This is a genomic window from Rathayibacter sp. AY1B8 (assembly GCF_002932775.1).
In the GTDB taxonomy this organism is placed as follows: Bacteria; Actinomycetota; Actinomycetes; order Actinomycetales; family Microbacteriaceae; genus Rathayibacter.
This window is the reverse complement of sequence record NZ_PSWJ01000020.1, coordinates 37,796-64,250: the sequence shown is the minus strand read 5'-3', so window position 1 is coordinate 64,250 and position 26,455 is coordinate 37,796. Positions and strand designations below refer to the sequence as shown.

Genomic DNA, 26,455 nt, shown 5'->3' with positions numbered 1-26,455 from the left:
CCTCGAACCGCCCCCGACGCCCCCTCGAAGACCCGGAGCCGATCGTGAATCCTCAGACGACGCCAGACCCGACCCGCCCTCGCCGACGACGCGCACGCCTCTCCCTCACCACCGCTCTGATCGCCGCTCTCGGCATCCTGGTCGCCCCCCTCACGGCGCCCGCCGCCTCCGCGGCCACTCTCGACCCGGGCGCCGGGCAGAGCACGCGGATCCAGGAGACGAACTCCTCGCTGACCTACAGCGGCTCGTGGCGCACGATGACGGGCGGCGACAGCGGCGGCGGGATCAAGTTCCTCAACAGCACCGGCTCCGTCTCGTTCAGCTTCCGCGGCACCGGCTTCAGCTGGGTCAGCCGCACCACCGCCTCCGCCGGAATCGCCACCGTCACGGTCGACGGCGCGAGCACCTCGGTCGACCGGTACACGAAGACCACGGCGTACCAGGTCCCGGTGTTCACGAAGAAGGACCTCGCCGACACCGTCCACACGGTCAAGATCGCGTGGAGCGGCACGGCCAACAGCTCCGCGAGCGACAAGAACCTCGTCATCGACGCGTTCGACATCACCCGCGCGACTCCCGCCACCGAGGAGCCGACCGACGAGACCGGCGGCGGCGAGGACGACGGCCCCGTGCTCGACCCCTCCGGAGCGACCAGCCTCCTCGTGCAGGAGACCGACCCCGCGCTGCAGTACACCGGCTCGTGGAGATCGATGGCCGGCGGCGACAGCGGAGGCGGGATGAAGTACCTGACCTCCGCCGGATCGGTGAAGTTCACCTTCGTCGGCACGTCGTGGCGCTGGATCAGCCGGAAGACCTCCTCCTCCGGCATCGCCGCGGTCTCGGTCGACGGCGGACCCGTCACCAAGGTCGACCGCTACAGCTCGACCGCGCAGTACCAGGTGCCGGTCTACGAGACGACCGACCTCGCCGAGGGCACGCACACCGTGACCATCTCCTACACGGGGACGAAGAACTCCAAGTCGACCGACAAGAACCTGATCATCGACGCGTTCGTCCTCGCCGAGGACGGCCTCGCGACCGACGCCGTGGAGCTCTCCCCCCTGACCGACGGCTACACCGTCGCCTGGGACGCGCCCTTCAGCTCGCGGGTCGTCTCGTACGACGTGCACCGCTCGAACGAGGACGGCTCCGGCGACACGGTCGTCGGCACCGTCGCCGACCCGGTGCGCCAGTACCGCGACGAGACCGCCGAGGCGGGACGCGCCTACACGTACACCGTCACGGCGACCGACGACGCCGGCCGCGACTCGCGGCTGAAGGAGTCGGCCACCACCTCGGCCGACCTCCTCGCCTCCCGCGCCTCGCTGCTCGCGGCCTTCGACTGCCCCGCCGCCACCAAGACGGTGTCGACCTCGGCGCAGCTCGTCACGGCCCTGACCAACCCCTCCTCCGGCGACGTCATCCGCCTGGCCGACGGCGTCTACACCGGCAAGTTCGCCCTCCGCGGCACCGCCGCCCAGCCCGGCTCGATCTGGATCTGCGGCTCGCCCAACGCGGTCCTCACCTCCGGATCCACCTCGAGCGGCACCGCGCTCATCCTGAACACGGTGAGCGACGTGCACCTCGTGGGCTTCTCGGTCCGCAGCTCCTTCCAGGGCATCCAGGTGCTCGCCAGCAACGGCGTCCAGATGGCCGGCCTGACGGTGAGCGAGATCGGCTACGAGGCGGTCCACTTCCGCAACCAGACCACCGACTCCCTGATCGTCGGCAGCACCATCCGCCGCACCGGCCTCGTCTCCGCCAAGTACGGCGAGGGCGTCTACGTCGGCACCTCCGACCGCAACTGGTGCGAGTACAACAGCTGCAACCCTGACCGCACGGCCCGCATCACGGTCGTGGACAACGCGATCAGCGACACCGGCGCCGAGCCGATCGAGGCCAAGGAGGGCACCCTCGACGGCGACATCATCGGGAACACGGTCCTCGGCGGATCGCGGCTCGCCTCGGACGTCGTCTCGCTGATCCTGGTCTCGGGAAACAGCTGGCTGGCCGCGGGCAACTCCGCCGCGGGCACCACCACCTACGGCTACCAGGTGATCACCCGCGCCGACGGCTCGGGCAACGACAACACCATCAGCGGCAACCTCGCGCTGAAGACCAGCAACGCGGTGGTCTACCTCCACCAGCCGTCCAACTGGTCCACCAGCGGCAACACGCTGAGCTGCTCCAACTCCGGGAAGGACCTGATCGGGAACGTGGCCTGCACGCCGTGACCTGATCCGCTCCCCGCGCGCAGAACCGCCGCCGTCGTCCCCTCGACGGCGGCGGTTCTGCGTGTGCCCGCCTCCCGCCGACCACGCGGGAGTCGGCGGAGTCGCGCGCCAGTACGGCGACTTCTGCGGACTCGCGGGGTGAGCGGGCTCCCGGGAGCCGGTGAGGCACCTGGTCCGGCCACGGCGGGCGCTGGAGAGGGCTGGACGGGCCGGGCAGGTCCCGGGGAGTCGAGCGGGCCCGGACGGCGACGCCGCCTCCTGTCGAGTCCGCGGAAGTGGGCGGAGTCGCGCGCGAGTACTGCGACTTGAGGGGGCTCGCGGGGTGAGCGAGCTCCCGAGAGCCGGTGAGGCACGTGATCAGGCCACGGCGGGCGCTGGAGACGCTGAAAAGGGACGGACCGGTCGGCCGGGCCCCGGAGAGCCCGCGGGCCCGGACGGTGACGCCGCCTCCTGCCGAGACCGCGGAGGTGGGCGGAGTCGCGCGCGAGTACCGCGAGTTCTGCGGGCTCGCGGAGTGAACGGGCTCGCGGAGGGGTGGAGGGGGCTGGAGTGCCGGCCAGGCGTCGGAGGGGCCGGCTGGGCCCGGACAGAGGGCAAGCCGGGCCCCCGCCGGGCACCGCGCAGTCCCCGGATGCGGAAGAGCGCACCGCGGCCGGGGCCGGGGTGCGCTCTTCCGCAGCGTGCGAGGACGCGATCAGACGATCGCGGGGGCCTTCTGCAGCTTGTGGCGGGCCAGGACGACCGCGCCGACCACGGGGGTGCCGGCGGTCTCGATCCAGTGCACGTCGGCGGCGGCCTGGGGCGAGTCGACCTTGCCCTCGATCAGGACGAGGACGGCTCCGTCGGCCACGCCGCGGAAGGTCGGCGACTGCTCGGTCGCGCCGAGGGTGCCGGTGACGATCAGGACGATGTCGTAGACCTTCTCGAGCTCCTCGACCAGCGCGCGGAGGGCGTCGGTCGGCATCGGCGTGCCGGCCTGGGCGCCGCCCGCGGGGAGCAGGTCGACGCGGTCGGTCGAGCGCTTGATGATCGCGTCGTCGAGCGACGCGGCTCCGGCGAGCACCTCGCGCAGGCCCGGGCGTCCGCCCGAGGCGGAAGCGAGAGCCGAGCCCTCGGCGGTGCCGTCCACGATCACGACGGACGAGCCGAGCACGGCCAGCGCCTTGGCGAGCAGCACCGCGCTGGCGGTGTGCGGGGTCTTCTCGGACGCCGGGGCGATCGCGAAGGAGGAGTACGAGCGGGTGCGCGCGATGGCGGAGAGCTCGAACGCCACGGCCGAGTAGCGGGCCGGGATCTCGGTCGAGTTCAGCATCTCGTCGAGCTTGGTGGCCTTGACCGGGACGATGCCCAGCAGCGGCCGGTCGATCGCGGAGCGGACGTCGTCGCCGCTGCGGAGGCGGCGGTCGAGGGCGGTCATCACGATCGCCACTCCCACGCCGACCACGGCGCCGCCGAGGATGCCGAGCGCGAGCAGGACGAGGATGCCACCGGTGACCGGCAGCTCCGGCGGGAGCGCCTGGCTGAGCACCTGGAGCTGGATCTGCGGGACGGCGACGCCGTTCGTGGTGGTCGTCGGGTCGGCGCCCTTCACGGCCGCGTCGAGCTGGGCGGCGACCGCGTTGGCGATGACCGCGGCCTGCTCGGGCGAGGGATCGGTGGCCGAGATCGTGATGACCACGGACTCCGGCTCGGCGAGGACGGTCACGCGCTTGGCGAAGTCCTCGATGGGCTCGTCGATGCCGAGGCCGTCGATGACGCCCTGCAGGACGGTGTCCGAGGTGCCGAGGGCGACGGAGGTGACCGTGGCCTGGGAGGCGGCGCTGTTGGCCGCGACCCGGTCCGCGGTCGAGAGGACCCCGGACGAGGAGACCGCGACGTACACGCGTGCGTCCGCCTTGTACTGCGGGAGGAGGACGGCGTTGAGTACCAGGGCCGCCACGGCGCCGAGCAGAGCGAAGGCGACGATGTAGACCCACCTCCGGCCGATGCCGGCGAACAGTCCGTTCAAGGTCATGGTGTGTGGTGTCCCTTTCGTCGACTGCACCGGAGTGCAGGGGGTCTGACTGTAGCGTCGTGATGTGTCGTCCGCGTTGCGCGGAACCGGCCGCGAGGTTTCGCGCGGGAGCGGTGGATCAGAGGTGGGCCTGCAGGAAGGCGAGGATCGCCTTCTTGTTGTTCGGGGTGTTGTTCTGGAGCCCGTGGTGGCCGGAGCCGTCCACGCCGACCTCGGACGCCACTCCGGCGTCCTGCAGGGCGACCTGCATCGCGTCGGCCTGCTCGACCGGGACGAGCTCGTCCTCGGAGGTCAGCCAGATCTGCGGGGCGTCCGTGGAGTCGACCGAGGTGATCGGCGACGCGGGGATGCTCTGCGGGCAGGTCGTCGAGTCGATCTCGTCGCAGTCCAGGTAGGCGAGGATCTGCTCCTTCGCCTCGGGCACCGGCGTGCCCAGCGACATCCCGGTCTCGGTCATGTCGGCGACCGCCGAGAAGGCGACGACCGTCTTGACCCGCGAGCCCTCGGTGAGGGAGCCCTCGCCGAGCGTGCCCATGGTCGCTCCGATAATCGCTCCGGCGGAGCTGCCCATCACGCCGATGCGGGCGGGGTCGAGGCCGAAGCGCGTGACCTGCGCGGGCTCGCGCAGCCACTCCACGGCGGCCTGCGCGTCCTCGATCTGGCCGGGGTACCGGCTGTCTTGGAGGAGGCGGTAGTCGACGGAGACCGAGACGAAGCCGCGCTCGGCGTAGTACTCGCAGAGCTCGGTCATCCCGCCCTCGTCGCGGGCGCCGTCGACGAACCCTCCGCCGTGCAGCATCAGCAGCGCGGGGCGGTCGGTGCCGCCCGCGGTGGGGAGGCAGGCGTCGGCCTTCAGCGAGACGCCGTCGACCGAGCGGTACTCGATCGCCTTCTCCGTCGTGAAGCCGTCGGGCGTGCGGACGGGCTCGGGCTGCGAGGAGCAGCCGGCCAGCCCGAGGGCGACGGCCACGACGGCCGCCAGGACTCCGGCTCTGCGTGCTCGTGTCGTCTTCACTCGTGGGACTCCGCTCTCTTCTTCTCGTAACTGGGGGAGGTGCCGGGCTCATCGGCTGGGACCGCGACGGGATCGGAGACGACTCCGGGGCCGCGCGCAGGGACGGGCACGGGCTTGCGCCGCTTGCCGGGGCCGCCGAGGGCGGCCGGGGGGACGTAGATCCACTTGACCTTCGAGAGGTAGCGGGTCACGAAGAGCGAGAGGACGACCGCGAGCACCATCACGACCAGCAGCAGCGGCACCTCGAAGCCGCCGATCTCGGAGCGGTCCTCGGGGAGGATCACTCGCAGGATCGTGATGGCGATCACGATGAAGTAGAGGTGCAGCAGGTAGATGTGCAGGCTGCGCTCGCCGCAGATCGTGAAGAAGTTCAGGAATCGCACTCGGGAGAGGGCCCGCGACACGAGGATGCCCATCGCGACGGCGGCCATCTGGCCGGCGAGGGCGAGGAACGGCACCCAGCGGATCGGGAAGAGGAAGAGCACCGCGCTCAGCACGACGAAGACCGGAGTGACGTAGAGGAACGCGCGGCTCCCCCTCTGCTCGACGAAGTCGATGATCCTCTTCGAGTAGAGCGTGCCCACCAGGAAGAAGACGAACAGGGCGCCGATGCGGTTCCAGCCCACGTTGGTCGTGTTGAGGAGACCGGTGGTGAACATCGTCCCCATCACCGCGGCGAGTGCGACCTGCACGCGGTGGTCGACCTTGCGCAGGAGCCACGCGCCGAGCGTGAAGAGGACGAGGCCGTAGATGAACCAGTAGCTGCTGCTGGGCCAGAAGAACAGCAGGAGCAGGTTGAGCGGGTCGGTCGCGGGGAGCTCGCCGAGTCCGCCGTTCGCGAGCGGCACGACCAGGTAGAAGGCCATGCGGATCACGGACCAGACCACGTAGAGCCAGAGCAGCGGGAACAGCCTGCGGCGCCAGAGGTCGCCGAAGCTCCAGGTGCGGATGCGCGAGCCGAAGAGACCGGACACCAGGAAGAAGAGGGGCATCGGGAACAGCTCGAACACGACCTTGATGCGGCCGAGAGTGTTCTCGACCCCGATGTCACCGAGGTACAACGACGTGTGGTAGTACACGACCATCAGGATGGCGGCACCCTTGGCGAAATCCACCCATTCGCGTCGGGCCCCGCCCGTAGGCTTCAGCAGCTTCATTCTCTCCCCCTTGTGCCCGGTCGTACCGCTCGTGAATTCCATCCGAGGTGAACAAGGCTCAGAGAAGGACGCAGGCTCGGTCGCAGAATGCGACCGAGGATCAAGACTAAGGGTGTATCGACCGCGCCGCACATTCGACGGAATAGTGACGAGGACTCGATTGCCGGGAAGCGCACTCCGGCCTCTCCGCGCACCGGGGAGACGACGGTCACCGGCGTCCGTTCCCGGCGCTCATCGCCGCTCGGTAGAGCGCGGGCGCCGCGGCGGCGAGCCCGAAGAGGACGGAGCGCTTGAGGTCGCGCCGGCGCACGAGCGCGACCAGGTGCCGGAGCCCCGCCTCGTCGTGCGCGGCCCGCCAGAGCCGGTCGGCCTCCTCGGGGCTGTGCGCGCCCGAGGTGGCGTCCTTGAAGCGGGAGAGCAGGGAGAAGCGCGCGCGGTAGTAGGAGTAGTCCTGCGAGTCGAGGAGGCGCGGGTCGAGCCCGCGGGCCGTCCGCTCGATCACGGCGGCGAGCCCGGCGAGCGAGTCGGCGCGCTTCGCGCCCGAGCGGATGATCGAGCCCGAGCGGAGGCGGTACTCGTAGACGGAGTCGGGGACGACGACGACCTCGTCGGCCGCGGCGAGCAGCTGCGCGACCTGCGCCTGGTCCGAGTGCTGGCGGATCCGCGTGAACTCGATGCCGTCGAACAGCTCGCGGCGGAACAGCTTGTTCCAGAGGTGCCCGGTCAGCTCCCCGACCAGGAGCGCGGTGAAGGCGCCCCGGCCCGAGAGCGCGAGCGGGCCGCGCAGGGAGCCGACGGGCGTGGATCCGGTGGCGTCGACCGCGACCGCCTGGGCGACCACCACGTCGGCGCGGCCCGCCTCCCCCGCCGAGAGCATGGCCTCGACCGCGGTCTCCGGCCACTCGTCGTCGGCGTCGACCAGCCAGACCCACTCGCCGGCGGCCTCGCCGACGGCGCGCTCGCGAGCGGCGGCGACGCCCTGGTTCTCGTCCTGGCGGAGGTAGCGGATCCGCTCGTGCTCCTCGGCGAACGCGCGGCCGATCGCCTCGGTCCCGTCGGTCGAGGCGTCGTCGACCACGAGGATCTCGAGCTCGGCGTGGGTCTGCCGCAGCAGGCGCTCCAGGGCGGAGGCGAGGTGCGCCTCCTCCTGGTGCGCCGGGACCACCACCGAGACGAGGGTCACTTCTGCCCCACGACCCGGCGGAGCACCGTCTCGAGGTCGCGGCCGCTGGACTCCAGCGAGAAACGGTCGAGCCAGCGGTCGATGCCGGTGATCTCGAGCTCGCTCGCGCGGATCAGCGCGTCGGCGAGGTCGGAGGCGGAGGGGGTGAGCGCGAGCTCGCCGGTCAGGCCGGGGACGATCGCGTCCGCGACTCCGAGCGCCCCGGACACGGCGACCGAGGGGACGCCGGCGGCGGCCGCCTCGACCAGCACGTTGCCGAAGCCCTCGCGCAGCGACGGGAGCAGCACGACGGCGTTCTCGTCGAAGTGGTGGAACCAGTCCTCGACCCAGCCCATGTCCTGGAAGTCCACGCCGCGCGCGGTCGCCTCCGCCTTCATGCTGCCGAGCAGCGGGCCGCCGCCGAAGGAGACGACCTTCGCGGGGATGCCGCGGCGCTCCAGCTCCTCGGCCGCGAGGATCGCGAGCTCGGGGCGCTTCTGGACGACGAGGCGGCAGGGCAGCACGATCTGCAGGCCCGCCGCAGTGCCGGGGGTGCGCGAGACCTGGCGGGAGCGGTCGACCTTGGCGGTCGCCGGGTTCGGCACGACGGTGCAGCGCTCGCCCGAGACGCCGAAGCCGGCGACGAGCTCGCCCGCGACGGGGTGCGAGATCGCGATGACGTGGTCGGCGCGGCGGTAGAGCGTCTTGGCGAGCCCGAGCTGCACCTTCTGGGTCCTCGAGAAGCCCGGGATGCCGAGCGAGACGAGGTTGCGCTCGCTCACGATGGTCTTCGGGCGGTCCGCCTTCGCGGTCATCTCGGCCGAGGCCAGGAGCACGATGTTCGGGTAGCCCTGCAGGGCGACCGCGACGTCGGGGGTGCGGCGGCGGAACAGCTCCTTGAGCATCCGCGCCTTGCCGACGTGGCCCTTGCCCTCGCCGATACGGTGCAGCACCGCGCCCTCGGGGAGGTACTCGTCGGTGCCCTTCACCGAGGTGGTGACGACGTCGACGTGGTGGCCCTGCTCGAGGAGCCAGCCCATCCAGGTGCGGGCGACGAACTCGGCCCCGCCGCCGTGCAGCGACGTGACGACGAACATGATCCGCATGCGCGGTCCCTTCTCCTGCGCCGCGCTCATCGCACGACCTCCGCGCCGAGGCCGCGGGTGTTGAGCGCCGAGAGGCGGCGCACCTCGGGCATGGCCGCGTCGATGGTGGCGCGCACGCCGCCGTCGCCCGGCTCCGCGAGGATGCGGTCGATCACCGGGAGGACGCGGTCGGCGAAGCCGGGGACCGGCTCGACGCACAGCTGCGGCAGGCCGATGAGGCGCATGATGCCCTCGACCTTGCCCTGGGTGGCGAGGGTGATCGCGGGGACGCCGAGCGAGAGCGACATGATCGCGAGGTGCATGCGGCCGGTGACGGTCAGCAGGGCGTCCTCGGCGAGGCCGCGGATCTCGGCGGGCATGAGCACGCGGTCGACGACGGTGACGCCCTCGGATCCCACGCGCTCGGCGACCGCGCGGACGGCCACCTTGTCGTCGCCGATGGGGCGGGAGACGTGCGGGAGGAGCACGACGTGCACGCCGGCGGCGCGGAGGCGGTCGACGATGCGCTCGTACTCCGGCACCTGGTCGACCATGCCGGCGACGAGGGCGCTCGCGTTCACGAGCGCGAAGGGGACGCCCTCGGGCAGTCCCAGCCCCTCGCGGAAGCTGCGGTCGCGGGTGCGCGCCGAGAAGACGATGTCCGTGACCTCCTCGACGCGCTGCACGCCGATGCTCCGGGCGCGCTCCGCCGAGAGCGGATCGCGGAGCATCGGGACGACGCCGGCGCGGGAGGCGGCGATCAGGGAGCGGCGGGCGGCGAGGCGGGCCGCCGCGTTCCAGGAGAAGCCGAGGATGCGCGTGGGCACCCCTGCCTCGGCGGCCGCCTGCGCGAGCAGGGAGCGGCGGACCGAGCCGCGGAGGCTGTACTTGCCGTCCATCATGTCGGCGCCGACGACCGAGACCGAGCGGGCGCGGCGGATCAGCGCGGCGTAGGCGCGGAGGTCGGCGGCGTGCGCGTCGCCCACTCCGTAGACCAGGTGCGGGAGCTCGACGACCTCGACCCGGTCGGCCTGCTCCTCGGGGATCACGACGTCGCCGGCGTAGCGCTGGACGACCACGACAGGACCGGTGGTGTTCTCGAGGAACGCCTCCAGCATCGCCTGGTCGCCGATGTTGCCGCTGCCGGGAGCGGCGATCACGAGGTGCGACTCGGGCTCGGGTCGGAGGTCCGCGAGGGCGGCGCGGAGCACCGCCGCGTCGCGGCGGGCGGGCAGGCGGGTCGTCGTGACGAAGTCCTTCTTCCAGGACTTGACGACGCCGAGCTTGAGTTTCATCGATCTCTTTCGGTGGGGGGAACGGCGGCGGGAGGCCGCTCGGAGTCGGGGGTGCCGGCCGTGACGGCTCCGTCGACCAGCGCGCTGTCACCGGTGGGGCTGGTGGCGTCGACCGTGGCCGGGGCGGGAGCGGCGGCCGGGCGGCTGCGGCGGAAGTGGCGGCGCAGGTCGGCGAGGCCGAGGATCTGGCGGCGGAACGCGGGGAGGATCAGCATCCAGAGCCCGACCCCGACCAGGACGGCGGCACCGCCCACGAGGAGGCGGAGGACGGGCTGGTCGGCGGCGATCCAGACGGTGGAGAAGAAGGAGCCGACCGTGATCGAGCCGAACGCGATGCCGCTGCGGAGGCCGTTGGTGAACATCTCGCGGGCGGGGGCGTCGGAGGTGCGGCCGATCCAGATCAGCGCGATCGGCCAGGTGAGGGCGAGCGAGCCGGCGTACGCGACCGCGACGCCCGTCACTCCCCAGTTGGAGCCGAGCAGGATCAGGACGACCATCAGCGGGCGGGTCGCCAGGCTGTACCAGACGCTCTGGCGCACGAGGCCCTTGGAGAGGAACACCCACCAGGAGCAGTAGGCCGTGGCCTGGAAGAACCCGGCCACGAGCAGGATCTGGAAGATCGGTACCGAGGCGAGCCAGCGCTCCCCCAGCAGGATCCGGATGACCGAGTCGGACTGGGAGCCGAGGACGGCGAGCACGAGGCCCATCACCGTCAGCATCGCCGACTGGCCGAAGAGGATGAACGTGCGGAACCGCTCGCGCTCGTCCTGCAGCTTGGAGAGCACGGGCAGGGCGACGCGCTGCGCCGGGGCGTTGAGCTGCTGCAGCGGCAGCATCATCAGCTGGAACGCGCGGTTGTAGAGGCCCAGGTCGACCGGACCGAAGCGCGCGCCGATGATGACGGAGTCGACGTTCTTGCTCGCGTAGGTCAGCGCCTGGGTCGCGAAGACGCCGCCTCCGTAGCGGAGGAAGTGGCCCATCGCCTCGCCGCGGCGGTAGCGGCCGGGGCGCCAGCCCGTGATGAAGACCAGCATCAGCACGCCGATGAGCGGCTGCACGACCTGGCTCGCGGCCAGCGCCCAGTAGCCGGCGCCGCCGAGCGCCATCAGCACCCCGACCACGAGGCCCAGCACCTGGCCGACGATGTCGACCAGGGTGAGCTTCACGAAGCGGAGGTGCCGGGCGAGGTCGGCGCGGAACTGCGTCGAGATCCCGTTGAGGAGGAACGTCGAGGAGAGCACGACGGTCAGCAGCTGGAGCCGGTCGTCGCCGTAGAGGGCGGCGATCGGCCACGAGGCCGCGATGACCAGCAGGGTGAGGGTGAGGCCGATGCCCGCGTTCATCCAGAACAGGTTGCTCTTCTGGCCCGGCGTGATCTCCTTCGCCTGGATGGCGGCGGAGGAGAGGCCGAAGTCGCGGAAGATCTCGCCGATGCCGATGATCGCCGTGACCATCGCGAGCAGGCCGTAGTCGGCCGGCGCGAGCAGGCGCGCGAGGACGACGATGCTGCCCAGCTGGACGGCGATGCGGATCGCCTGCCCGCCGATCGTGACGGCGGCGCCGCGGCTCGCGGAGCGGCCGAGGCTCGGAGACGGCTTCTGCGTGGTCCCGGTCATCGGGTCGAGCCCTTCTTGGTGGCGATCGCGCCCTCGTAGGCCTTCTTGAGCTGGAGTCCGAGCACGTCCCAGTCGCGACCGGAGAGGGCGGGGAGCCCCTCCGGCGGACGGGTGCGCGTGCGCTCGAGCGCGGAGGTGATCAGCTCGGGCGTGAGATCGCCGTCGTACTCGATCACCCAGTCGCTGCCGACCTCCTCGGCCAGGGCCGTGTTGGTGGGCGTGCGCGGCACCAGGATCGGCCGGCCGAGCGAGAGGGCGACCAGGATCGAGCCGGAGTTGTGCATCTCGCGGTAGGGCAGGACGATCAGCTCGGCCCGGCCGATCTCGTCGACCATCTCGGCGTCGTCGACCCGGCGGAGCGTGGTGCGCACCCGTGTGTCGCGGGCGGCCCGCTCCTCGACCAGCTCGCGCTGGCCCGTGCTGGGGCTGCCGACCACGTGCAGGGAGAGGGAGTCGTCCTCCACGCCGCGGAACACGTCGATCAGCTCGACGACGCCCTTGTACGGGCGGATGATGCCGAAGTAGAGGACGCGGCCGTGCTCGCGCTCGGGCAGCGGGTGCTGGGCGAACTGGTCGCGGTAGTGCCCGTGCAGCACGGTGACGGCGGGCGCCCGGCCGGGAGTGACGGTCGTGGGGTTCAGGCGGACGAACAGGTCGGTCGCGCGGTCGATCCGGGCCAGCGAGCGGCGCTCGGCGGCGGGACCGAGCTCGTGCGGGTGCAGGTTGTGCACCGTGCGCACGAGCGGGATGCGCTGGAGTGCGAGGCGCACGAGCAGCACGTCGAGGGCGCGGCGGCGGAGGAAGCGGTGCAGCGGGCTGCGGCCGCGGATCATCAGCTCGGGCCAGTGCACGTGCAGCACGTCGTAGTCGGCGAGCAGGGCGCTGCGCCAGGAGAAGAACAGCAGCTCGACGCCGGGCGCGAGGCCGTCGACGATCGAGTCGACGTACTGCGTGGTCGAGTCCGGCGGCGCGAGCGACTGCTGGACGACGAGCTCGGCCGGCGACGAGTCGTTCCTGCGGGAGCGGCGGCTCACCGGTCGCCCCGCATCCCGACGGCCATCGGCGCGTCGAAGATCCGCGCCCCGAGGGGCTGGCGCATCCGGATGCCCTTCGAGAAGTCGGGGACGTGCACCGGGTTCAGGCAGATGATGACGAGGAAGCCCAGGAGCAGGTGGCTGGGGCGGACCGCGTCGATGGCGTTGTAGCCGGCGAGGCAGACCATGAAGCCGAGCAGGCCGGCCGCGGGGCCGACGTCGCGACGGCTGAGCGTGGCGCCGAACATCGCGGCCACCATGATCACGAAGAACAGCAGGCCGGGGATGCCGACGCTGATCAGCAGCTGCAGGAACGAGTTCTCGATGACCACGTCCGAGAACCGCCTGCCGCTGATGCCGGACGTCGCCGCTCCGGAGCCGAGCCAGTGCGTGAGCTCGGCCGCCTTCAGCGACACGGTCACCGCGAGGTCGCGGGCGCCGGCCGAGATGGAGGCGTCGAGGTTGTTGTTGCGGGCGGTGACGGGCTCGAAGTTCAGGACTCCGACGCCCGCGATGAGGCCGGCGATCAGGATCGAGCCGGGCCGGAGCAGCGAGCGGTCCGGGTTGAGGAAGCCGACGGCGACGAGCGCGACGACGACCGCGACGGCGATGGCCGCCATCGGTCCGCGCGAGACGGTCGCGACGACACCGCCCGAGGCCAGGATGCCCAGCAGCAGGTCCGACTTGCGGGAGCCCTGGAGCCAGGAGCCGAAGGCGAGCCCGGCGCCCACGGTGAGGAAGGTGCCGGCGAGCAGCGGGTGGCCGAAGGTGATCTCGGCGCGGTAGAGCGACCAGTGCTGGTCCTGCTCGTAGCCGAGGGCGCCGTAGACGGCGCCGAGGATCGGGGAGCTCTGCGCGACCAGCTCGAGGGCGGCGTAGAGGGCGAGCAGCCCGGAGAGGATCACCCACGTCTTGCGCAGCAGCACGGCCTCGCGCTGGGCGTCGAAGACGAGCATCGGCACGCCCACGCAGATCGCGAAGCTGAACAGCCACGAGACGCCCTCGCTCGCGAAGGAGCTGCGCACCGTCGCCACGGCGGACCAGAGCATGAGGGCGATGAACGCGAGGATCACCACGGCCCGCCACGGGGAGAGCACGAGCTCGCGGGTCCACGCCTTGACGGGGGCGCGCCACAGCTCGGGAGCGAGCCCGCGCCGGATCGCCCAGATCACGAGGATGACGGCCCAGAGCGTCATGCGGAACGTCAGGGTCGAGGGGGTGAGCGGCGTCGGGACGAGCGCGAAGAACGCGAGCGCCATCGCCGGCAACCAGTGCGCGGGGACCCGCATCAGCACGTAGGCGCCGACGATGCCGCCGACTCCGGCGGCGATCACCAGGAGGCCGGTGGCCGGCTCCCGGGTCGAGAAGATGTACCCCATCCCGAGGACGATCACCAGGGCGACCGAGAAGAGCGCGCCGACGAGGAGTCGTCGCGGGAGGATGTCGATCACGTCAGGGAGTCCTTCTGGCGTCGGAGCGGAGTGGTGGAGGAGGGGGCGGGCGGTGCGGCGCTCACGGGAGTGGTCCCGTCGGCCTCGATGAGGATCGCGATGCCCTCGCGAGCCGCCTCTCGGCGGCTGGGACGCCTGCGATGCCGTGCCCTCCTCCTCCACTGCTCGACCCTGGCGCCGACCCCCGGGGAGGAGGGGTCGCGTCGGTCCTGCCGCGGATCAGGCGGGGCCCTCCTGGAGCCAGCGGCGGAAGGTCTGAACCATGTCGTTGTTCGTGAAGGGGGGCACGACGTGACCGAACTGGCCCCCGTCACCGGAGTGATACGCGATGGTCGTCTCTCGCGCGACGGGCTGAGCGAGGCGGCGCAGCCGTCCGCCGTGGAGCTCGGCCGGCACGAGAGTGTCGGCCGAACCGGCGGTGATCCGCAGGCGCGTGCCCGTCCAGAGGGACTGCGGCAGGCGCGACGGGTTGCCCGCGCGCAGTGCGTTCACGTTGCCGCCGTACGCAGCGAGGACGCGGCCGGGGTCGCGCGCTTCGGTGTCCTCGATGTTGTAGACGCCGCTGGCGTGGTAGGCGCCGTAGATGTTCGGGACCAGACGGTTCGCATAGGCCCAGCAGAGCAGAGCGCCGCCGCCGGAATTCGAACGGAGGAAGCTCGCGCGGATCGACCACTGGCTCGTCACCCACTCGACGGCAGCCTTCTGAGCGGCGAGTGCGGGGGCGCTCGTGTAAGCGCTGCTGCCGCTGTACTGCGGGCAGATGCTGACGAATCCCTGGTCCACGAGCTTTTCGGCAGAGTTCTTGTAGGCGCCGGAGAGCGCCTTCCAGTCGCTCCCGCTCGCGTGGTAGTACCAGACGACCGGCACCGAGAGGTTCTTGCCCGGCACAGCGCTGTGCGGCACGAAGAGGCGCGCGGGATCGTTGCCGATCTTCACGTCGATGACCTCGTACGGCTTGCCGCCGGACTCTGAGCGGACGGTGTCGAGGCGCGAGACCTCGCCCGGGAGCCTCGGGATCACGCTGTAGTTCGGCGCGGCGAGCGCCGGGGTCGCCACCAGCGCGGAGGCGGTCGCGGCGGCTCCGACAGCGGAGGCGGCGAGCAGGAGGCGGCGCGAGAGGCCGCGCGGGGTGTCAGTCATATCGAGAATCCTTCGGAGCTTTCGCCATCAGTGTCGAGTCGGCCGACCATTCCGAATTCGACGCACATGAAGTGACGTCCGGCCCCCCAACCCATTCGAGAGTGTACGGGCCGCGGATGACGCGTGGATGTCGTTCTCATCACGTCTGGTCGCTCGGGCGGGGATCAGCGGGAGGAGGGGAAGAGTCGGCGGGAGAGGCCCGAGGACTTCTCGGCCGTCTCGTGCACCACGAAGGGCACGGCGGAATCGGAGGAGACGACCCGCCTCGCCGCGGCGAGTTCGAGCGTCTCGCGGGAGAGGCCCTCGATGTCGACGGTGACCGCGAGGCCGGAGTCGGCCAGGCGCGTGGCGATCTGCACCTGGTGGTCGTCGACGTGCTCGCCGAACGAGGCGCGGCGCGGGACCAGGATCGGCACCCGGCCCTGCTCGATGGCGCTGAGCGCGGTGCCCACTCCCCCGTGGGCGATGACGACGTCGGCCGCCTTCATCGCGGCGTTGAGCTCGTCGTGCGGCACGGAGTGGCGGCCGTCGATCCCGAGCCCGGAGACGTCGTTCGCTCCGGTCTGCCAGAGCACCTCCACGCCCTCGAGCAGCGGCGCGAGCGCGGCGAAGAAGCGGGGGAACGGGTAGCCGTCCTGCGTGCCGACCGAGACCACGGCACGGCGGATCGGCTGCGGGACGACGTCCTCGACGCGGTAGGTGTCGAAGATCGAGCCGCCGAAGCTCCAGCGGTCGTCGGCCCAGGAGCGGTACTGCGTGTAGGTCGAGACGGCGGGGACCCGGGCGAGGATCCGACCGGTCATCGACGGGCCGAGCACGCGGGCGGCGCTCTCGATGTAGTGCGCGGGGATGCCGCGCGAGGCCGCGAGCGGCAGGAAGGAGAGGGCGGGGCTGGCGCCGGTGCTGAAGACGGCGTCGAAGGACCCGCGGGCCAGCAGGGAGCGGCCGATCATCGCGTTGCGGAGCACCGGCACCACGGCGCGGGGCGGCGGATCGGCGAGGTGGGTCACGCGCCGGTCGGCGAGGAGGGTGCGGCTGAGGGCGCTGTCGACGGTCGCCCAGTGCTGCTCCTCCGGGTCGACTCCGAGGAGCCCCGAGAGGGCGAACATCTCCTTGAGATGTCCGCCGCCGGAGCAGACGAAGAGATACGAAGCCATACGCGCCTTCACTGGTGATGATCGAGATAACAGGCGTGTGGATGATCGATCGTCCGCCGAGAACGACCCCCCGGTCCCTGGTGCAGAAGTCGCCCGATCATAGCAGGGAGGGTCTCCGAGGGGTACTTCTCTGAGAGAACTGTTCACCTCGCCGGAAAGCGATAGGGGCTCATTCGACAGGCGATATCCGCTCACTTCTCCGGAGGGTGGAGAGCGATATCCGCTCGATTCGGGGATGATCGGGAACGCCCATCGAGCGCTCGATACCGGACTGGCCGATTCCCGTCGATCACCTGCACCGCACGGTCGGCGCGCGTAGCGTCGGACCACCGGCGCAGAGGCCGGTCGACCCAGGAGGAGCGCCATGAGCGACAACGAGCAGAACAGCCCCGTGATGGACGGAGCCGAGGACGCCAGCAACGACGAGAAGCTCGGCGGCCTGATCGACCAGGTCGAGCACGACCACGGAGCCGAGGGCGCCGGCGCGATGGCCGACGCGCTCCGCGACCGCGCCGACGAGACCGACACCGAGATCACCGAGGAGTCGGACGCGTCCGGCCCGGTCGAGGACAGCGGCACCGCCCAGGTCTGAGCGACGGGGCCCGGAGGACGACTCCGGGCCCCGCTCCCTGATCGCTGGGGAGAGCGGTGGGCCCTCCGGATCGCTCGTCAGAGCGGCCCGGCGAGCGCCGCCTTATGTGCACCGGATCGGCCCGGCGAGCGCCGCTCCACCCCCAAAGCTGTGTTTGACGGTGCGGGAGCCGCCGGACACCATGGCCGCATGTCCTCTCTCGACGAGCTGCGCGCCACCGCGCATCCGATCCGCCTCCGCCTGCTGTCCCTGGTGACGGGAGCGGCGATGAGCGCCGCGGAGGCCGCCCGCGAGCTGCAGCTGTCGCAGGCGACGGCGAGCTACCACTTCCGCGTGCTGGAGCGCGCCGGGCTCGTGGCCGTCGTCGAGACCGTGCGCCTGCGGGGCGGCGAGGCGAAGAGGTACCGGCACGAGGCCTCCGGAAGGCCCTTCAACGTGACCGCGTCAGTGGACGCCGGGCCGGAGGAGGAGCGGGACCTGCACCTCGAGGCCCTGATCGAGGAGCTCCGGCGGCGCTCGTCGAGCCGGGCGGACGGTCCTCAGCTCTCGACGGACGCGGAGCTCTGGGTCGACCCCGAGGTCTGGCGGCGGGTGGTGCGGCACGTCGGGGAGGCGTCCGCGCTGCTGCACGCGGCGGCCCGGCCGCCGAGGACCCCCGGGACCGCGCCGGTGTCGATGACGACCGCCATGTTCCCGCTCCGCCGGCCGTGACCCGCGACGGGCGCGGGCCGCTCGCGCACGGTCCTCTCGCGCACGGCCCCTTCCGCTGGCTCCTCGCCGCCCGCACGACCGGGGTCCTCGGCAACGCCGTCGCTCCGATCGCCCTGGCCTTCGCCGTGCTGGACCTGACGGGCTCGCCGACGGACCTCGGACTCGTCGTCGCCGCGCGCTCCCTCGCCAACGTCGCCGTCCTGCTGCTCGGCGGCGTCCTCGCCGACCGGCTCCCCCGCTCCGTGATCCTCGTCGGCACCTCGCTCGCGGCGGCGGCCACTCAGGCCGCGGTCGCCGTGACGGTGATCAAAGGGACAGCGACCGTCGCGGCCCTGGTCGTGCTCAGCGTGCTCAACGGCGCCGTCGCGGCGATGAGCCTGCCCGCCGCGGCCGCCCTCGGCCCCGAGACGGTGCCGGTCGGCGAGCTCCGCCCGGCCAACGCCCTGCTCCGCCTGGGCCTGAACGCCGGGAGCATCGTCGGCGCCTCGGGCGGGGCCGCGCTCGTCGCACTGGTGGGTCCCGGGTGGGGGCTGGCGGTCGACGCCGCGGGCTTCGCCCTGGCCGCGGTCCTCTACTCCCATATGCGGCTGCCGCGGACGGTCCGCTCGGGCCCGGGCGCCTCCGTCCTCGCCGACCTCCGCGAGGGGTGGCGGGAGTTCACGAGCCGGCGCTGGGTGTGGATCGTCGTGGCGCAGTTCACCGCCGTCAACGCCGCGTTCGTCGGCGCGACCACGGTCCTCGGCCCGGTCGTCGCCGACCGGTCCTTCGGCCGAGCGGCATGGGACTCGTGATCGCCGCGCAGACCGTCGGCCTGGTGATCGGGGCCGTGATCGCGCTGCGCTGGCGGCCCCGCCGGGCGCTCGGGGCGGGCGTCGCCCTCATGGCGGTGACGGCCGTCCCGGTCGCCGCCCTCGGGATCCTCCCGGCGCTCCCCGCCCTCCTCCTCGCCTTCGCCCTCGGCGGAGTCGCGCTCGAGATCTTCGCCATCGCCTGGGACCAGTCGCTGCAGACCCACGTCCCCCGCGAGGCGCTCGCCCGGGTCTACTCCTACGACATGGTCGGCTCCTTCCTCGCCGTGCCGCTCGGGGAGGCGCTCGTGGGCCCGCTCGCCGACCTCGTCGGGCTCGACCGCACCCTGCTCGGCTGCGCCGCGCTCGTCCTCGTCGCCTCGCTCCTCGCGGCCTCCAGCAGGAGCGTCCGCGGGGTGGGCACGGACCGTCCGCGGCCGGAGACGCTCTAACACGTCCCGGGAGGTGCGGGTGAGGGGGCGAGCGGTCGGAGGTGCCGGAGGATCGCGGCCGCGACCGCCCCGGGGGCCTCGCGCTGCACGAAGTGGCCGACGCCGTCGAGCTCGATCAGCTCCCGGCCTGCGGAGAAGTACCGGCCGTTCGCCCGTGCGAGGGCGGGCGTCTCGCAGCCGTCGGCCGTCCCGAGGAGGAAGGTCGTCGGCGCGTCGAGGCGCGGCCAGGCGTCGAGGGCCTCCTGCGCGGCGCGGTACACGGCCCGGCCGGGCGCCTCCCCGGCGCCGTGCCGGTAGTAGTCGACGACCGTGTCGGCGAAGCCGCTGGTCGCCGTCGCCGCGAGGACCTCCTTCAGGGCCTCCGGCGGGAGGGAGCCCGGAGGCGACCACTCCCGCCAGGCCCAGCGGACGAGCTGCGCCGGGTCGCCCCGGAACGCCTCCGCTCCCGCGGCCGTGCAGAGCCAGTAGCGGGACCAGGCCGCGGCGGCGTCGTCGAGGACCTCGCCGCCGCTCAGCTCGCTCGACGGTCCGTACGCGGTGGCGAGGGTGACCAGTGCGCCGACCCGCTCGGGCGCGAGCGCCGCGACGGCGTGAGCGCTCCGTGCTCCCCAGTCGTGGCCGACGAGCACGACAGGCCCGAGGTCGAGCGCCTCGAGGAGATCGAGCAGGTCGGTGGCCAGCGCGGCCACCTGCCCGGACCGCGCCCCGGGGTCGACGACCCGGGTCCGCCCGACCCCGCGCAGGAAGGGGCGCACCACCCGGAGCCCGGGGGGAAGCAGCTCCAGGACGCCGTCCCAGGTGGCGGGGACGTCGGGGAAGCCGTGCACGAGCACGAGCGGAGTGCCGTCCTCCGGTCCCTCGTCGAGGTAGTGGACGTCGGTGAAGCGCGTGGACAGGACGCGCGCACCCGTCCCCTCCTGCTCCGGCCCGTCCGAACGGGAGTGCCGCGGCCCGCTCACGGGCGGTAGAGGGCGTCGACGGGGACCTCGCGGCTCGAGCCGTCCCGGGTGGTGATCGTGACCTAGTCCCTTCCCGGAGGTGTGCGGACGGAGTGCGCTCCCGCGTCAGTCGGCGAAGATGGCGCCGACCGGCTCGCGCTTCTCGGCCTGGAAGCGGTCCTCGGCGCGGCCGAGAGCCCAGTAGGCCGAGAGCGAGAGCGCCCGGCGCTCCACGCCCCACTCGTCCTGCAGGAGGGCGCGCAGCTGCTTCATCGCCGTGCGCTCGCCGTGCGCGAAGACCTCGAGCACGCCCTCGGGCCTCGGCTCGGCCCGGACGGCCGCGACCAGCGCCCGGCCGGCCTCGAGACCGCCGCGGTGCAGCCAGCGCACCTCCACTCCGGCCGGAGCGGGAAGATCGAGCTCGTCGGCGGCCGAGTCGACCTCGATCAGGACCAGGCCGCGCGCGCGCGCGGACATCCCCTCGAGGGCGGAGGCGATCGCCGGCAGAGCGGAGTCGTCGCCGAGCAGCAGGTGCACGGCCTCGAGGTCGGCGCTCGGCGACCAGGCGCCGCCGGGCGCGGAGAGCGCGATCCGGTCGCCGGGAGCCGCGGCGAGCGCCCACGGTCCCGCCACCCCTTCGTCGCCGTGCACGACGAAGTCGACGGCGATCGAGCGCCGCTCGAGGTCGACCGAGCGGACGGTGTAGGTGCGGCGCACGGGCAGCTGCTCGGGGGCGACGCTCGCCCGGAGCGCGTCGAGGTCGAAGGGCGGCTGGAGGTCGGAGCCGCGCGGCGAGAGCAGGAGCTTCACGTAGCGGTCGGTCGCGGCGAGGCGCTCGGGGTCGGACTCGGCGAGGAACGCGTCGAGCCCGTCGCCGCCGAGGTGCACGCGGACCAGGTGACCGGTGAGGCGCTCGGTCCGCAGCACGGTGAGCACGTGCTGGCTGCGGGCGCGGCGCGGGCGGTCGGGGGACGGGGCGGCGTCGGTCATCCGTCCAGCATGCCCGGTCGTGCTCGGTGCGGGCCGAGTGCGGGCCGCTCGCGGGCGGGCGCGCGTCGAGGGGTCAGGAACGGTCGCTTCGGGAGGGAGGAAGGAGCCGTTCGTGACGCATCGGAGCAGGCCGCGGCGAGGCCGGGACGTCGCGGCGGCGCCGAGCGCGAGGCGGCGGCGCGGGCGCGCGTACGGACGAACGGGCGCCGAGGGGTCACGAACGGTTGCTTCCGACGGGTCGAGGGGACCGTTCTCGACGCATCGGAGCGGGCCGGGGGCACGGCCGGGACATCCGGCGCCGAGCGCGAGGCGGCGGCACGGGCGGGCGTGCGGACGAGCGGGCACCGAGGGGTCACGAACGGTCGCTTCGGGAGGGCGGAAGGAGCCGTTCGTGACGCATCGGAGCAGGCCGAGGCGAGGCCGGGACGTCGCGGCGGGGATCCGCGCGAGGCGGCGGCGCGGGCGGGCGCTGATCCGTCGCTCACGGCCCGCGGAGGAGCGCAGGACGGGCCGTCCGCGACGGATCGGAGCGGGCCGGGCGCGCCTGGGCGCCGCATGCGGAGCGAGCGCGGGCCTGCCGGACGGCGCCGGGCGTCGATCCGTCACGAACGGCCCGTGCGGGAGGACGGAACGGGCCGTCAGCGACCGATCGGAGCGGGCGGCCGGAGGCCGGGCCGACGGAGCGGAGCGGACAGCAGCGCCCGTCGGCGGAGCGGGCGGCGCCGCGGCCGGTCAGCGACGGGTGGGAGCGGGCCGCCGGAGGCCCGGACCGACGGAGCGGAGCGGACAGCAGCGCACGCGGGCGGGGCGGGCGGCGCCGCGGCCGGTCAGCGACGGCTGGGAGCGGGCGGCCGGAGGCCCCGGCCGACGGAGGGGAGCGGACAGCAGCGCACGTCGGCGGAGCGGGTGGCGCCCCGGCCGACGGCCCGGCGGACGGCCCGGCGGGCGGCCGGTGGCGCGAGGTGCGCTCGCGCCGGGCGCGGCGGCGGAGGCGCGCCTACTCTCGCGGGATGACTGCGACGGCTCCGCGACTCCGGCACGACCGACTGGTCGCCCCCGACGTGCTGCGCGGAGTGGCGGTGGCTGCCATGCTCGTCGCGCACGCGATGCCGCTCGTGCCGAGGGCGCGCACGGGAGTGGTCGGGTTCCTGGCGTGGAACGTCAACGATCTCGCGTCGCCGCTGTTCGCGCTGGTGATGGGGATGTCGGCGGCCCTGGTGCTCGCGCGGCCCGGTGCCTCGCCCGGGCGGGTGCTGCTGCGGAACGCGATCCGCGGCGCGGTGCTCGTGGCGCTCGGCGTCTGGCTCGAGACCTGGGGCAGCTGGATCGCGATCGTGCTGCAGTACCTCGGCGTCGTGCTCGTGCTCGGCACGCCGCTGCTGCTCCTCCGCTCCCGGATCATCGCCGCGCTGGCCGCTGTGCTCGCGCTCGCCGCCGGGCCCGCGAACGCCGCGGTCGCCGCCGCCGCATCTGGCTCTCCGCTCGCCCTCTGGCTCTTCACCGGGCCGAGCTACCGCGCGACCAACCTGCTCCCCTTCTTCCTCCTCGGAGCCCTGCTGCTGCGGCACGGCGCGCAGCGGGACCGGCTGCTGCCGGTGCTCGCGGCGGTCGCGGTCGTCGCGTATCCGGTGCGGCCGCTGGTCGCGCTCCTGCTCGGCGTGAAGTCCCCCTCCGGCAGCCTCCCGGACACCCTGCACGACCTCGGGCTCGTGCTCCTGGCCTACGTCGCGGTGGTGCTGCTGACCACCTCGCGCTCCACCGCTGTCCAGCGGCTGCTGGTGCCGCTCCGGGCGATCGGCACGCTCGCGCTCTCGGTCTACGTGCTGCAGGTGGCGCTCGTCGCAGCGCTCGCGCGGGCGGGCCTCGGCTACTCCGCCGACACTCCGCTCGCCGCTCTCGCCCTCGTGCTCGGTTTGTGCACGGCCGCCGTGCTGTGGTGGCGGTTCCTCGGTGCCGGCCCCGTCGAGCGGCTGACGGCGCGGCTCACCGGGCTCGTGCCGCGCTGCGCCGCCCGGCCGCCCGGCTGGGTCCGCGGCGAGGACCTGAGCCCGCTGCGGTCCCCGGCGAGCTCGCCTGAGCTCGCGTCGGGCCGCGGCGACCTCGGCTGAGCCCCCGACGCCCGACGGCCCGCAGACGGGCGCAGGCCGCCGGGCGTCCCCTCCCTCAGCGCGCGAGCGCCGACGCCTCCTTCGCGAGGGCCGGGCCGTGCGCCGCGAGCACCAGGTCGCGCACCGCGGTGGCCGGGAGCGACGCGGCTCCGGCCGGCAGCAGGTCCGCGTCCGAGGCCAGCACGAGCGGAGTGTCCGCCGACGAGGACGGCAGCCTCCCGTGCGTGCCGCGCACGAGCGACGCGTCCAGCGGCACCAGGTTCATCGCGTAGCGCAGCCCCAGCGCCTTCTTGGCGAGGTTGCCCGCCGCCTTCGCCTTCACCAGCGGGTCGGCCGGGTCGAAGAAGAGCTCGGCCGGGTCGTAGCCGGGCTTGCGGTGGATGTCGACGCCGCGGGCGAAGTCGGGCGCGCGGTCGTCGTCGAGCCAGTAGTAGTAGGTGAACCACGCCCCCGGCCGGGCGACCACGACGAACTCGCCCGAGCGCTCGTGGTCGAGGCCGTAGCGGGCCTGCGCCTCCCGGTCGAGCACCTCGTCGACGCCGTCGAGCCCCTCGAGGATCGAGCGCACCCGCGGCAGGTCCGCCTTGTCCTGCACGTAGACGTGGGCGACCTGGTGGTCGGCGACGGCGAACGCGCGCGACGTCCACGGGTCCAGCTGCTCCCGGCCGTCCTGCACGTAGACCTCGAGCAGGCCCTCGCGGCGGAGCGCCCGGTTCACGTCGACCGGGGTGTCGGCGTCGGCGATCCCGTACTCGGCGACCACGATCACCGACGCGCCCAGCGCCTCCGCGTCGTCGAGCAGCGGAGCGAGCACCACGTCGAGCTCCGACGCGGCCCGGCGCGCCTCGGGCGAGTCCGGTCCGAAGCGCTGGAGGTCGTAGTCGAGGTGCGGCAGGTACGCCGTGGTCAGCTCGGGCGGGCCGGAGCCGTCGCCCGCCAGCACATGCCGGGTCGCGTCGACCATCCACTGGGTCGAGCGGAGCGACGCGGTCGGCCCCCAGTACTGGAACAGCGGGAAGGCGCCGAAGCGCGAGACCAGCTCGTCGTGCAGCGCCGGCGGGCGCACGTACGCGTCCGGCGACTTGCGGCCGTCGGCGTGGTAGATCGGGCGCGGAGTGACGGTGACGTCGGTCGTCGCCCCCATCGCGTACCACCAGCCGATGTTGGCCGCGCGGTACGGCTCCCCGCTCAGCCGGCGCGCGGTCTCCCAGACCTTCTCCCCCGTGACCAGGCGGTTGTGCTGGCGCCACAGGTGCACCTCGCCGAGGTCGCGGAAGTACCAGCCGTTGCCGACGATCCCGTGCTGCGCGGGCATCGAGCCGGTGAGCATGGTCGACTGCACGCTGCAGGTGACCGCGGGCAGGACCGTGTCCAGCGGCAGGCGCCCGCCCCCGCGGGCCAGCCGCGAGAGGCGGGGCATGTCGGCGAGCGCCGACGAGGTCAGCCCGACCACGTCGAGCAGCAGCACGGGCCTCACAGCGCCGCCGCCTGCGGGAGGAGGGGCGCCAGCAGCGCCTCTCGGGAGGCGGGCGTGAGCAGGTGCGCGGCCGCCCAGGCGAGCTCGGCGCCGATGCCCGTCGAGAGGTCGCTCGGGGCGTCGGCGAGCACCGACCAGGTGTAGGTCTCGACGTCGAGGTGGATCTCGTCGTACGGCCAGGCGGCGTCGACCGCCGAGACCGCCTCCGCCAGGACGGCCGTGGTCGCCGAGAGCGGCGCCTCCGGCCGGTGGTGCAGCGGCACGTGGAAGTGCACGCGCCACGGGCCGGTGCCGGGGAGCGTGTCCAGCGCCTCGGGCAGGTCGTCGACGCGGAGCACTCCGTCGATCCCGTTCTCGCGGGTCTGGTGCAGGTAGCGCTTCTCGACGAACGGGGTGAGCGCGGCGCGGCCCGAGGGGTCCTCCAGGTGGAGCGCGGCCGAGGCCTGCACCTTGACCACGCGCAGGCCCGCGTCGCGGATGCGGCGAACGGCCGAGACCGGGTCGGCGAAGGAGACGGCGAGGTGGCAGGTGTCGAGGCACACGCCCACGTACGCCGGGTCGACCACTCCGATGCGCGGGTGCAGCCAGTCGACGACGTCGTCCACGGTGTCGAGGATGCAGCCGGGCTCGGGCTCGATCGCCAGGCGGATCGCGTGGCCGGTGGAGCGGCGCAGGTCGCGCAGCTCCTCGACGAGCCGGGCGAGGTTCCGGCAGGCGGCCTCGTCCTGCTCCCGTCCCCAGCCCTCGCGCCAGCCCAGAGGCAGCGTCGAGATGCTGCCGTCGGCGCCGGCGGGCAGCAGGTCGGCCAGGATCCGCGCGCAGTCGATCGTGTACTGCAGGCGCTCCGGCGTGGTCCAGTCGGGGCGGTAGACGTCGAGCTTCACGACCTCGGCGTGGAACGCGGCGTACGGGAAGGCGTTGAGCGTGCGCACCTCCAGGCCGTTGCGCTGCAGGGCCGCGCGGAGGACGGCGCGGTCCTCGGCGCTGGCGACCAGGCGGGCCGCGAGGTCGCGCGGGATCCACAGGCCGACTCCGACCAGGGCGAGCCCGGCGGCCACGCGCGCGGGTCCGGCGTAGACGTCGAGCTGGCGGACGACTCCGGCCAGGTCCTCGGCGGGATGGACGTTGGTGCAGTAGGAGAGGTGCATCACACGACCTCCGCCACGCGCGGCGCGCCCCGGAGCACGGAGTTGCCCTCGAAGGTGCGGCCGGCCGACTCCTGCACGTCGAAGCCCGCGACGGGCGAGAGGTCCAGGCGTCCGCTCTGCCCGTAGAACTCGACCGGGTTCTGCCAGAGCAGCCGGTCCACGTCGCCCGCGCTGAAGCCGGCGACGAGGAGGAGGCGGCCGGTCTTCGCGGTCGTGAGCGGGTCGGAGCGGCCCCAGTCGGCGGCGGAGTTGACCAGCACGCGGTCCAGCCCGATCCGCTCGACCAGCGTCACCAGGCGCGTCTCGTCCATCTTCGTGTCGGGGTAGATGGAGAAGCCCATCCAGCAGCCGGAGTCGCGGACCGCGTCGACGGTGACCTCGTTGAGGTGGTCGACGAGGACCCGCCCGGGCTCGAGCCCCGAGTCGGCGACGACCTCGAGGGTCCGGCGGGTGCCCGACTCCTTGTCGCGGTGCGGGGTGTGCACCATCGCGGGGAGGCCGTGCTCGCCGGCGAGCTCGAGCTGCTGGCGGAAGACCTGGTCCTCCTCGGGGGTGAGCGAATCGTAGCCGGTCTCGCCGACCGCGACGACGCCGTCCTTGGCGAGGTAGCGGTCGAGCTCGGGCAGGACGGCCCGGCAGCGCGGGTCGTTCGCCTCCTTCGGGTTGAGCCCGATGGTGCAGTGGTGGCGGATGCCGAACTGCGCGGCGCGGAAGCGCTCCCAGCCGATCAGGGCGTCGAAGTAGTCCGTGAACGAGCCGACGTTCGTGCGCGGCTGGCCGAGCCAGAAGGAGGGTTCGACGACCGCGCGGACGCCGGCGTCGAACATCGCCTGGTAGTCGTCGGTGGTGCGGGAGGTCATGTGGATGTGCGGGTCGAAGATGCGCATCGTC

At 73.0% G+C, this 26,455-nt stretch carries 22 protein-coding genes; 6 read left to right on the top strand and 16 right to left on the bottom strand.

Annotation, left to right across the window (positions count from 1 at the left end; genetic code table 11):
* On the top strand, nucleotides 1–2,234 hold a 2,234-nt coding region (locus C5C63_RS12390), incomplete at its 5' end, for a hypothetical protein (RefSeq protein WP_219815296.1).
* A 694-nt stretch (nucleotides 2,235–2,928) separates the two neighbouring features.
* Here C5C63_RS12390 and C5C63_RS12385 read toward each other — a convergent pair.
* The 11 genes from C5C63_RS12385 to C5C63_RS12335 all read right to left on the bottom strand — a co-directional run bounded on the left by C5C63_RS12385 (nucleotide 2,929) and on the right by C5C63_RS12335 (nucleotide 16,360).
* Nucleotides 2,929–4,248 carry a Wzz/FepE/Etk N-terminal domain-containing protein gene (locus tag C5C63_RS12385; protein WP_104255871.1) on the bottom strand — a complete coding sequence of 440 codons (1,320 nt, stop codon included), beginning with the start codon at nucleotides 4,246–4,248 and terminating at the stop codon, nucleotides 2,929–2,931.
* Between the two features lie 118 nt (nucleotides 4,249–4,366).
* A complete protein-coding gene (locus C5C63_RS12380; RefSeq protein ID WP_104314440.1) occupies nucleotides 4,367–5,263 on the bottom strand; it encodes an alpha/beta hydrolase in 897 nt (298 codons plus the stop codon).
* Nucleotides 5,260–6,420: an acyltransferase family protein gene (locus C5C63_RS12375; RefSeq protein ID WP_181110616.1), complete on the bottom strand. Its 1,161-nt coding sequence runs from the start codon at nucleotides 6,418–6,420 to the stop codon at nucleotides 5,260–5,262. The genes C5C63_RS12380 and C5C63_RS12375 overlap by 4 nt, the downstream gene beginning before the upstream one ends.
* A 208-nt stretch (nucleotides 6,421–6,628) precedes the next feature.
* Nucleotides 6,629–7,603 (bottom strand): glycosyltransferase family 2 protein, encoded by a 975-nt coding sequence (locus C5C63_RS12370; RefSeq protein WP_146083015.1) that lies wholly within the window; start codon nucleotides 7,601–7,603, stop codon nucleotides 6,629–6,631.
* On the bottom strand, nucleotides 7,600–8,718 hold the full coding sequence (locus C5C63_RS12365) for a glycosyltransferase (protein ID WP_104222481.1): 1,119 nt from the start codon (nucleotides 8,716–8,718) through the stop codon (nucleotides 7,600–7,602). The genes C5C63_RS12370 and C5C63_RS12365 overlap by 4 nt, the downstream gene beginning before the upstream one ends.
* Entirely contained in the window at nucleotides 8,715–9,962 is a 1,248-nt protein-coding gene (locus C5C63_RS12360) for a polysaccharide pyruvyl transferase family protein (protein ID WP_104233543.1), read from the bottom strand. Before C5C63_RS12360 ends, C5C63_RS12365 begins: the two co-directional genes overlap by 4 nt.
* Nucleotides 9,959–11,578: a lipopolysaccharide biosynthesis protein gene (locus C5C63_RS17525; protein ID WP_104233542.1), complete on the bottom strand. Its 1,620-nt coding sequence runs from the start codon at nucleotides 11,576–11,578 to the stop codon at nucleotides 9,959–9,961. The genes C5C63_RS12360 and C5C63_RS17525 overlap by 4 nt, the downstream gene beginning before the upstream one ends.
* Nucleotides 11,575–12,612 (bottom strand): glycosyltransferase, encoded by a 1,038-nt coding sequence (locus C5C63_RS12350; RefSeq protein ID WP_104326147.1) that lies wholly within the window; start codon nucleotides 12,610–12,612, stop codon nucleotides 11,575–11,577. The genes C5C63_RS17525 and C5C63_RS12350 overlap by 4 nt, the downstream gene beginning before the upstream one ends.
* Complete coding sequence (locus C5C63_RS12345) at nucleotides 12,609–14,063, bottom strand: O-antigen ligase (protein WP_104326146.1); 1,455 nt, start codon at nucleotides 14,061–14,063, stop codon at nucleotides 12,609–12,611. Before C5C63_RS12345 ends, C5C63_RS12350 begins: the two co-directional genes overlap by 4 nt.
* 219 nt (nucleotides 14,064–14,282) lie before the next feature.
* Nucleotides 14,283–15,203, bottom strand: a complete 921-nt coding sequence (locus C5C63_RS12340; RefSeq protein WP_104249975.1) for a hypothetical protein — start codon at nucleotides 15,201–15,203, stop codon at nucleotides 14,283–14,285.
* A gap of 164 nt (nucleotides 15,204–15,367) precedes the next feature.
* Entirely contained in the window at nucleotides 15,368–16,360 is a 993-nt protein-coding gene (locus tag C5C63_RS12335) for a glycosyltransferase (protein ID WP_181110615.1), read from the bottom strand.
* A 364-nt stretch (nucleotides 16,361–16,724) separates the two neighbouring features.
* Between C5C63_RS12335 and C5C63_RS12330 the strand changes: the two genes are divergently transcribed.
* From C5C63_RS12330 to C5C63_RS17435, 4 genes are all read left to right on the top strand, one after another.
* A complete protein-coding gene (locus C5C63_RS12330; protein WP_104222474.1) occupies nucleotides 16,725–16,952 on the top strand; it encodes a hypothetical protein in 228 nt (75 codons plus the stop codon).
* 189 nt (nucleotides 16,953–17,141) lie between these two features.
* Entirely contained in the window at nucleotides 17,142–17,663 is a 522-nt protein-coding gene (locus C5C63_RS12325; RefSeq protein WP_104326144.1) for a helix-turn-helix domain-containing protein, read from the top strand.
* Nucleotides 17,660–18,454, top strand: coding sequence for an MFS transporter (locus tag C5C63_RS17440; protein ID WP_258065456.1), 795 nt, complete (start codon nucleotides 17,660–17,662; stop codon nucleotides 18,452–18,454). Before C5C63_RS12325 ends, C5C63_RS17440 begins: the two co-directional genes overlap by 4 nt.
* Complete coding sequence (locus C5C63_RS17435; RefSeq protein WP_258065455.1) at nucleotides 18,442–18,903, top strand: MFS transporter; 462 nt, start codon at nucleotides 18,442–18,444, stop codon at nucleotides 18,901–18,903. Before C5C63_RS17440 ends, C5C63_RS17435 begins: the two co-directional genes overlap by 13 nt.
* Here the strand turns inward: C5C63_RS17435 and C5C63_RS12315 are convergent.
* Together C5C63_RS12315 and C5C63_RS12310 are read right to left on the bottom strand one after the other, a co-directional pair.
* Nucleotides 18,900–19,862 carry an alpha/beta fold hydrolase gene (locus C5C63_RS12315; protein ID WP_104326143.1) on the bottom strand — a complete coding sequence of 321 codons (963 nt, stop codon included), beginning with the start codon at nucleotides 19,860–19,862 and terminating at the stop codon, nucleotides 18,900–18,902. The two genes, C5C63_RS17435 and C5C63_RS12315, sit on opposite strands and share 4 nt — an antisense overlap.
* A 105-nt stretch (nucleotides 19,863–19,967) precedes the next feature.
* Nucleotides 19,968–20,831 carry a siderophore-interacting protein gene (locus tag C5C63_RS12310; protein ID WP_104326142.1) on the bottom strand — a complete coding sequence of 288 codons (864 nt, stop codon included), beginning with the start codon at nucleotides 20,829–20,831 and terminating at the stop codon, nucleotides 19,968–19,970.
* 1,010 nt (nucleotides 20,832–21,841) lie between these two features.
* Here C5C63_RS12310 and C5C63_RS12305 point away from each other — a divergent pair.
* Nucleotides 21,842–22,939, top strand: a complete 1,098-nt coding sequence (locus C5C63_RS12305; protein ID WP_104326141.1) for a DUF418 domain-containing protein — start codon at nucleotides 21,842–21,844, stop codon at nucleotides 22,937–22,939.
* Between the two features lie 55 nt (nucleotides 22,940–22,994).
* On the opposite strand, the gene C5C63_RS12300 is transcribed toward C5C63_RS12305, so the two are convergent.
* Genes C5C63_RS12300 through C5C63_RS12290 form a run of 3 tightly spaced genes read right to left on the bottom strand, consistent with a single transcriptional unit; the run spans nucleotide 22,995 to nucleotide 26,451 of the window.
* Entirely contained in the window at nucleotides 22,995–24,416 is a 1,422-nt protein-coding gene (locus C5C63_RS12300) for an alkaline phosphatase family protein (RefSeq protein WP_104326140.1), read from the bottom strand.
* On the bottom strand, nucleotides 24,413–25,564 hold the full coding sequence (gene eboE, locus C5C63_RS12295; protein ID WP_104222467.1) for a metabolite traffic protein EboE: 1,152 nt from the start codon (nucleotides 25,562–25,564) through the stop codon (nucleotides 24,413–24,415). Before eboE ends, C5C63_RS12300 begins: the two co-directional genes overlap by 4 nt.
* Nucleotides 25,564–26,451 carry a TatD family hydrolase gene (locus C5C63_RS12290; protein WP_104222466.1) on the bottom strand — a complete coding sequence of 296 codons (888 nt, stop codon included), beginning with the start codon at nucleotides 26,449–26,451 and terminating at the stop codon, nucleotides 25,564–25,566. The genes eboE and C5C63_RS12290 overlap by 1 nt, the downstream gene beginning before the upstream one ends.
* Nucleotides 26,452–26,455: the final 4 nt, after the last annotated feature.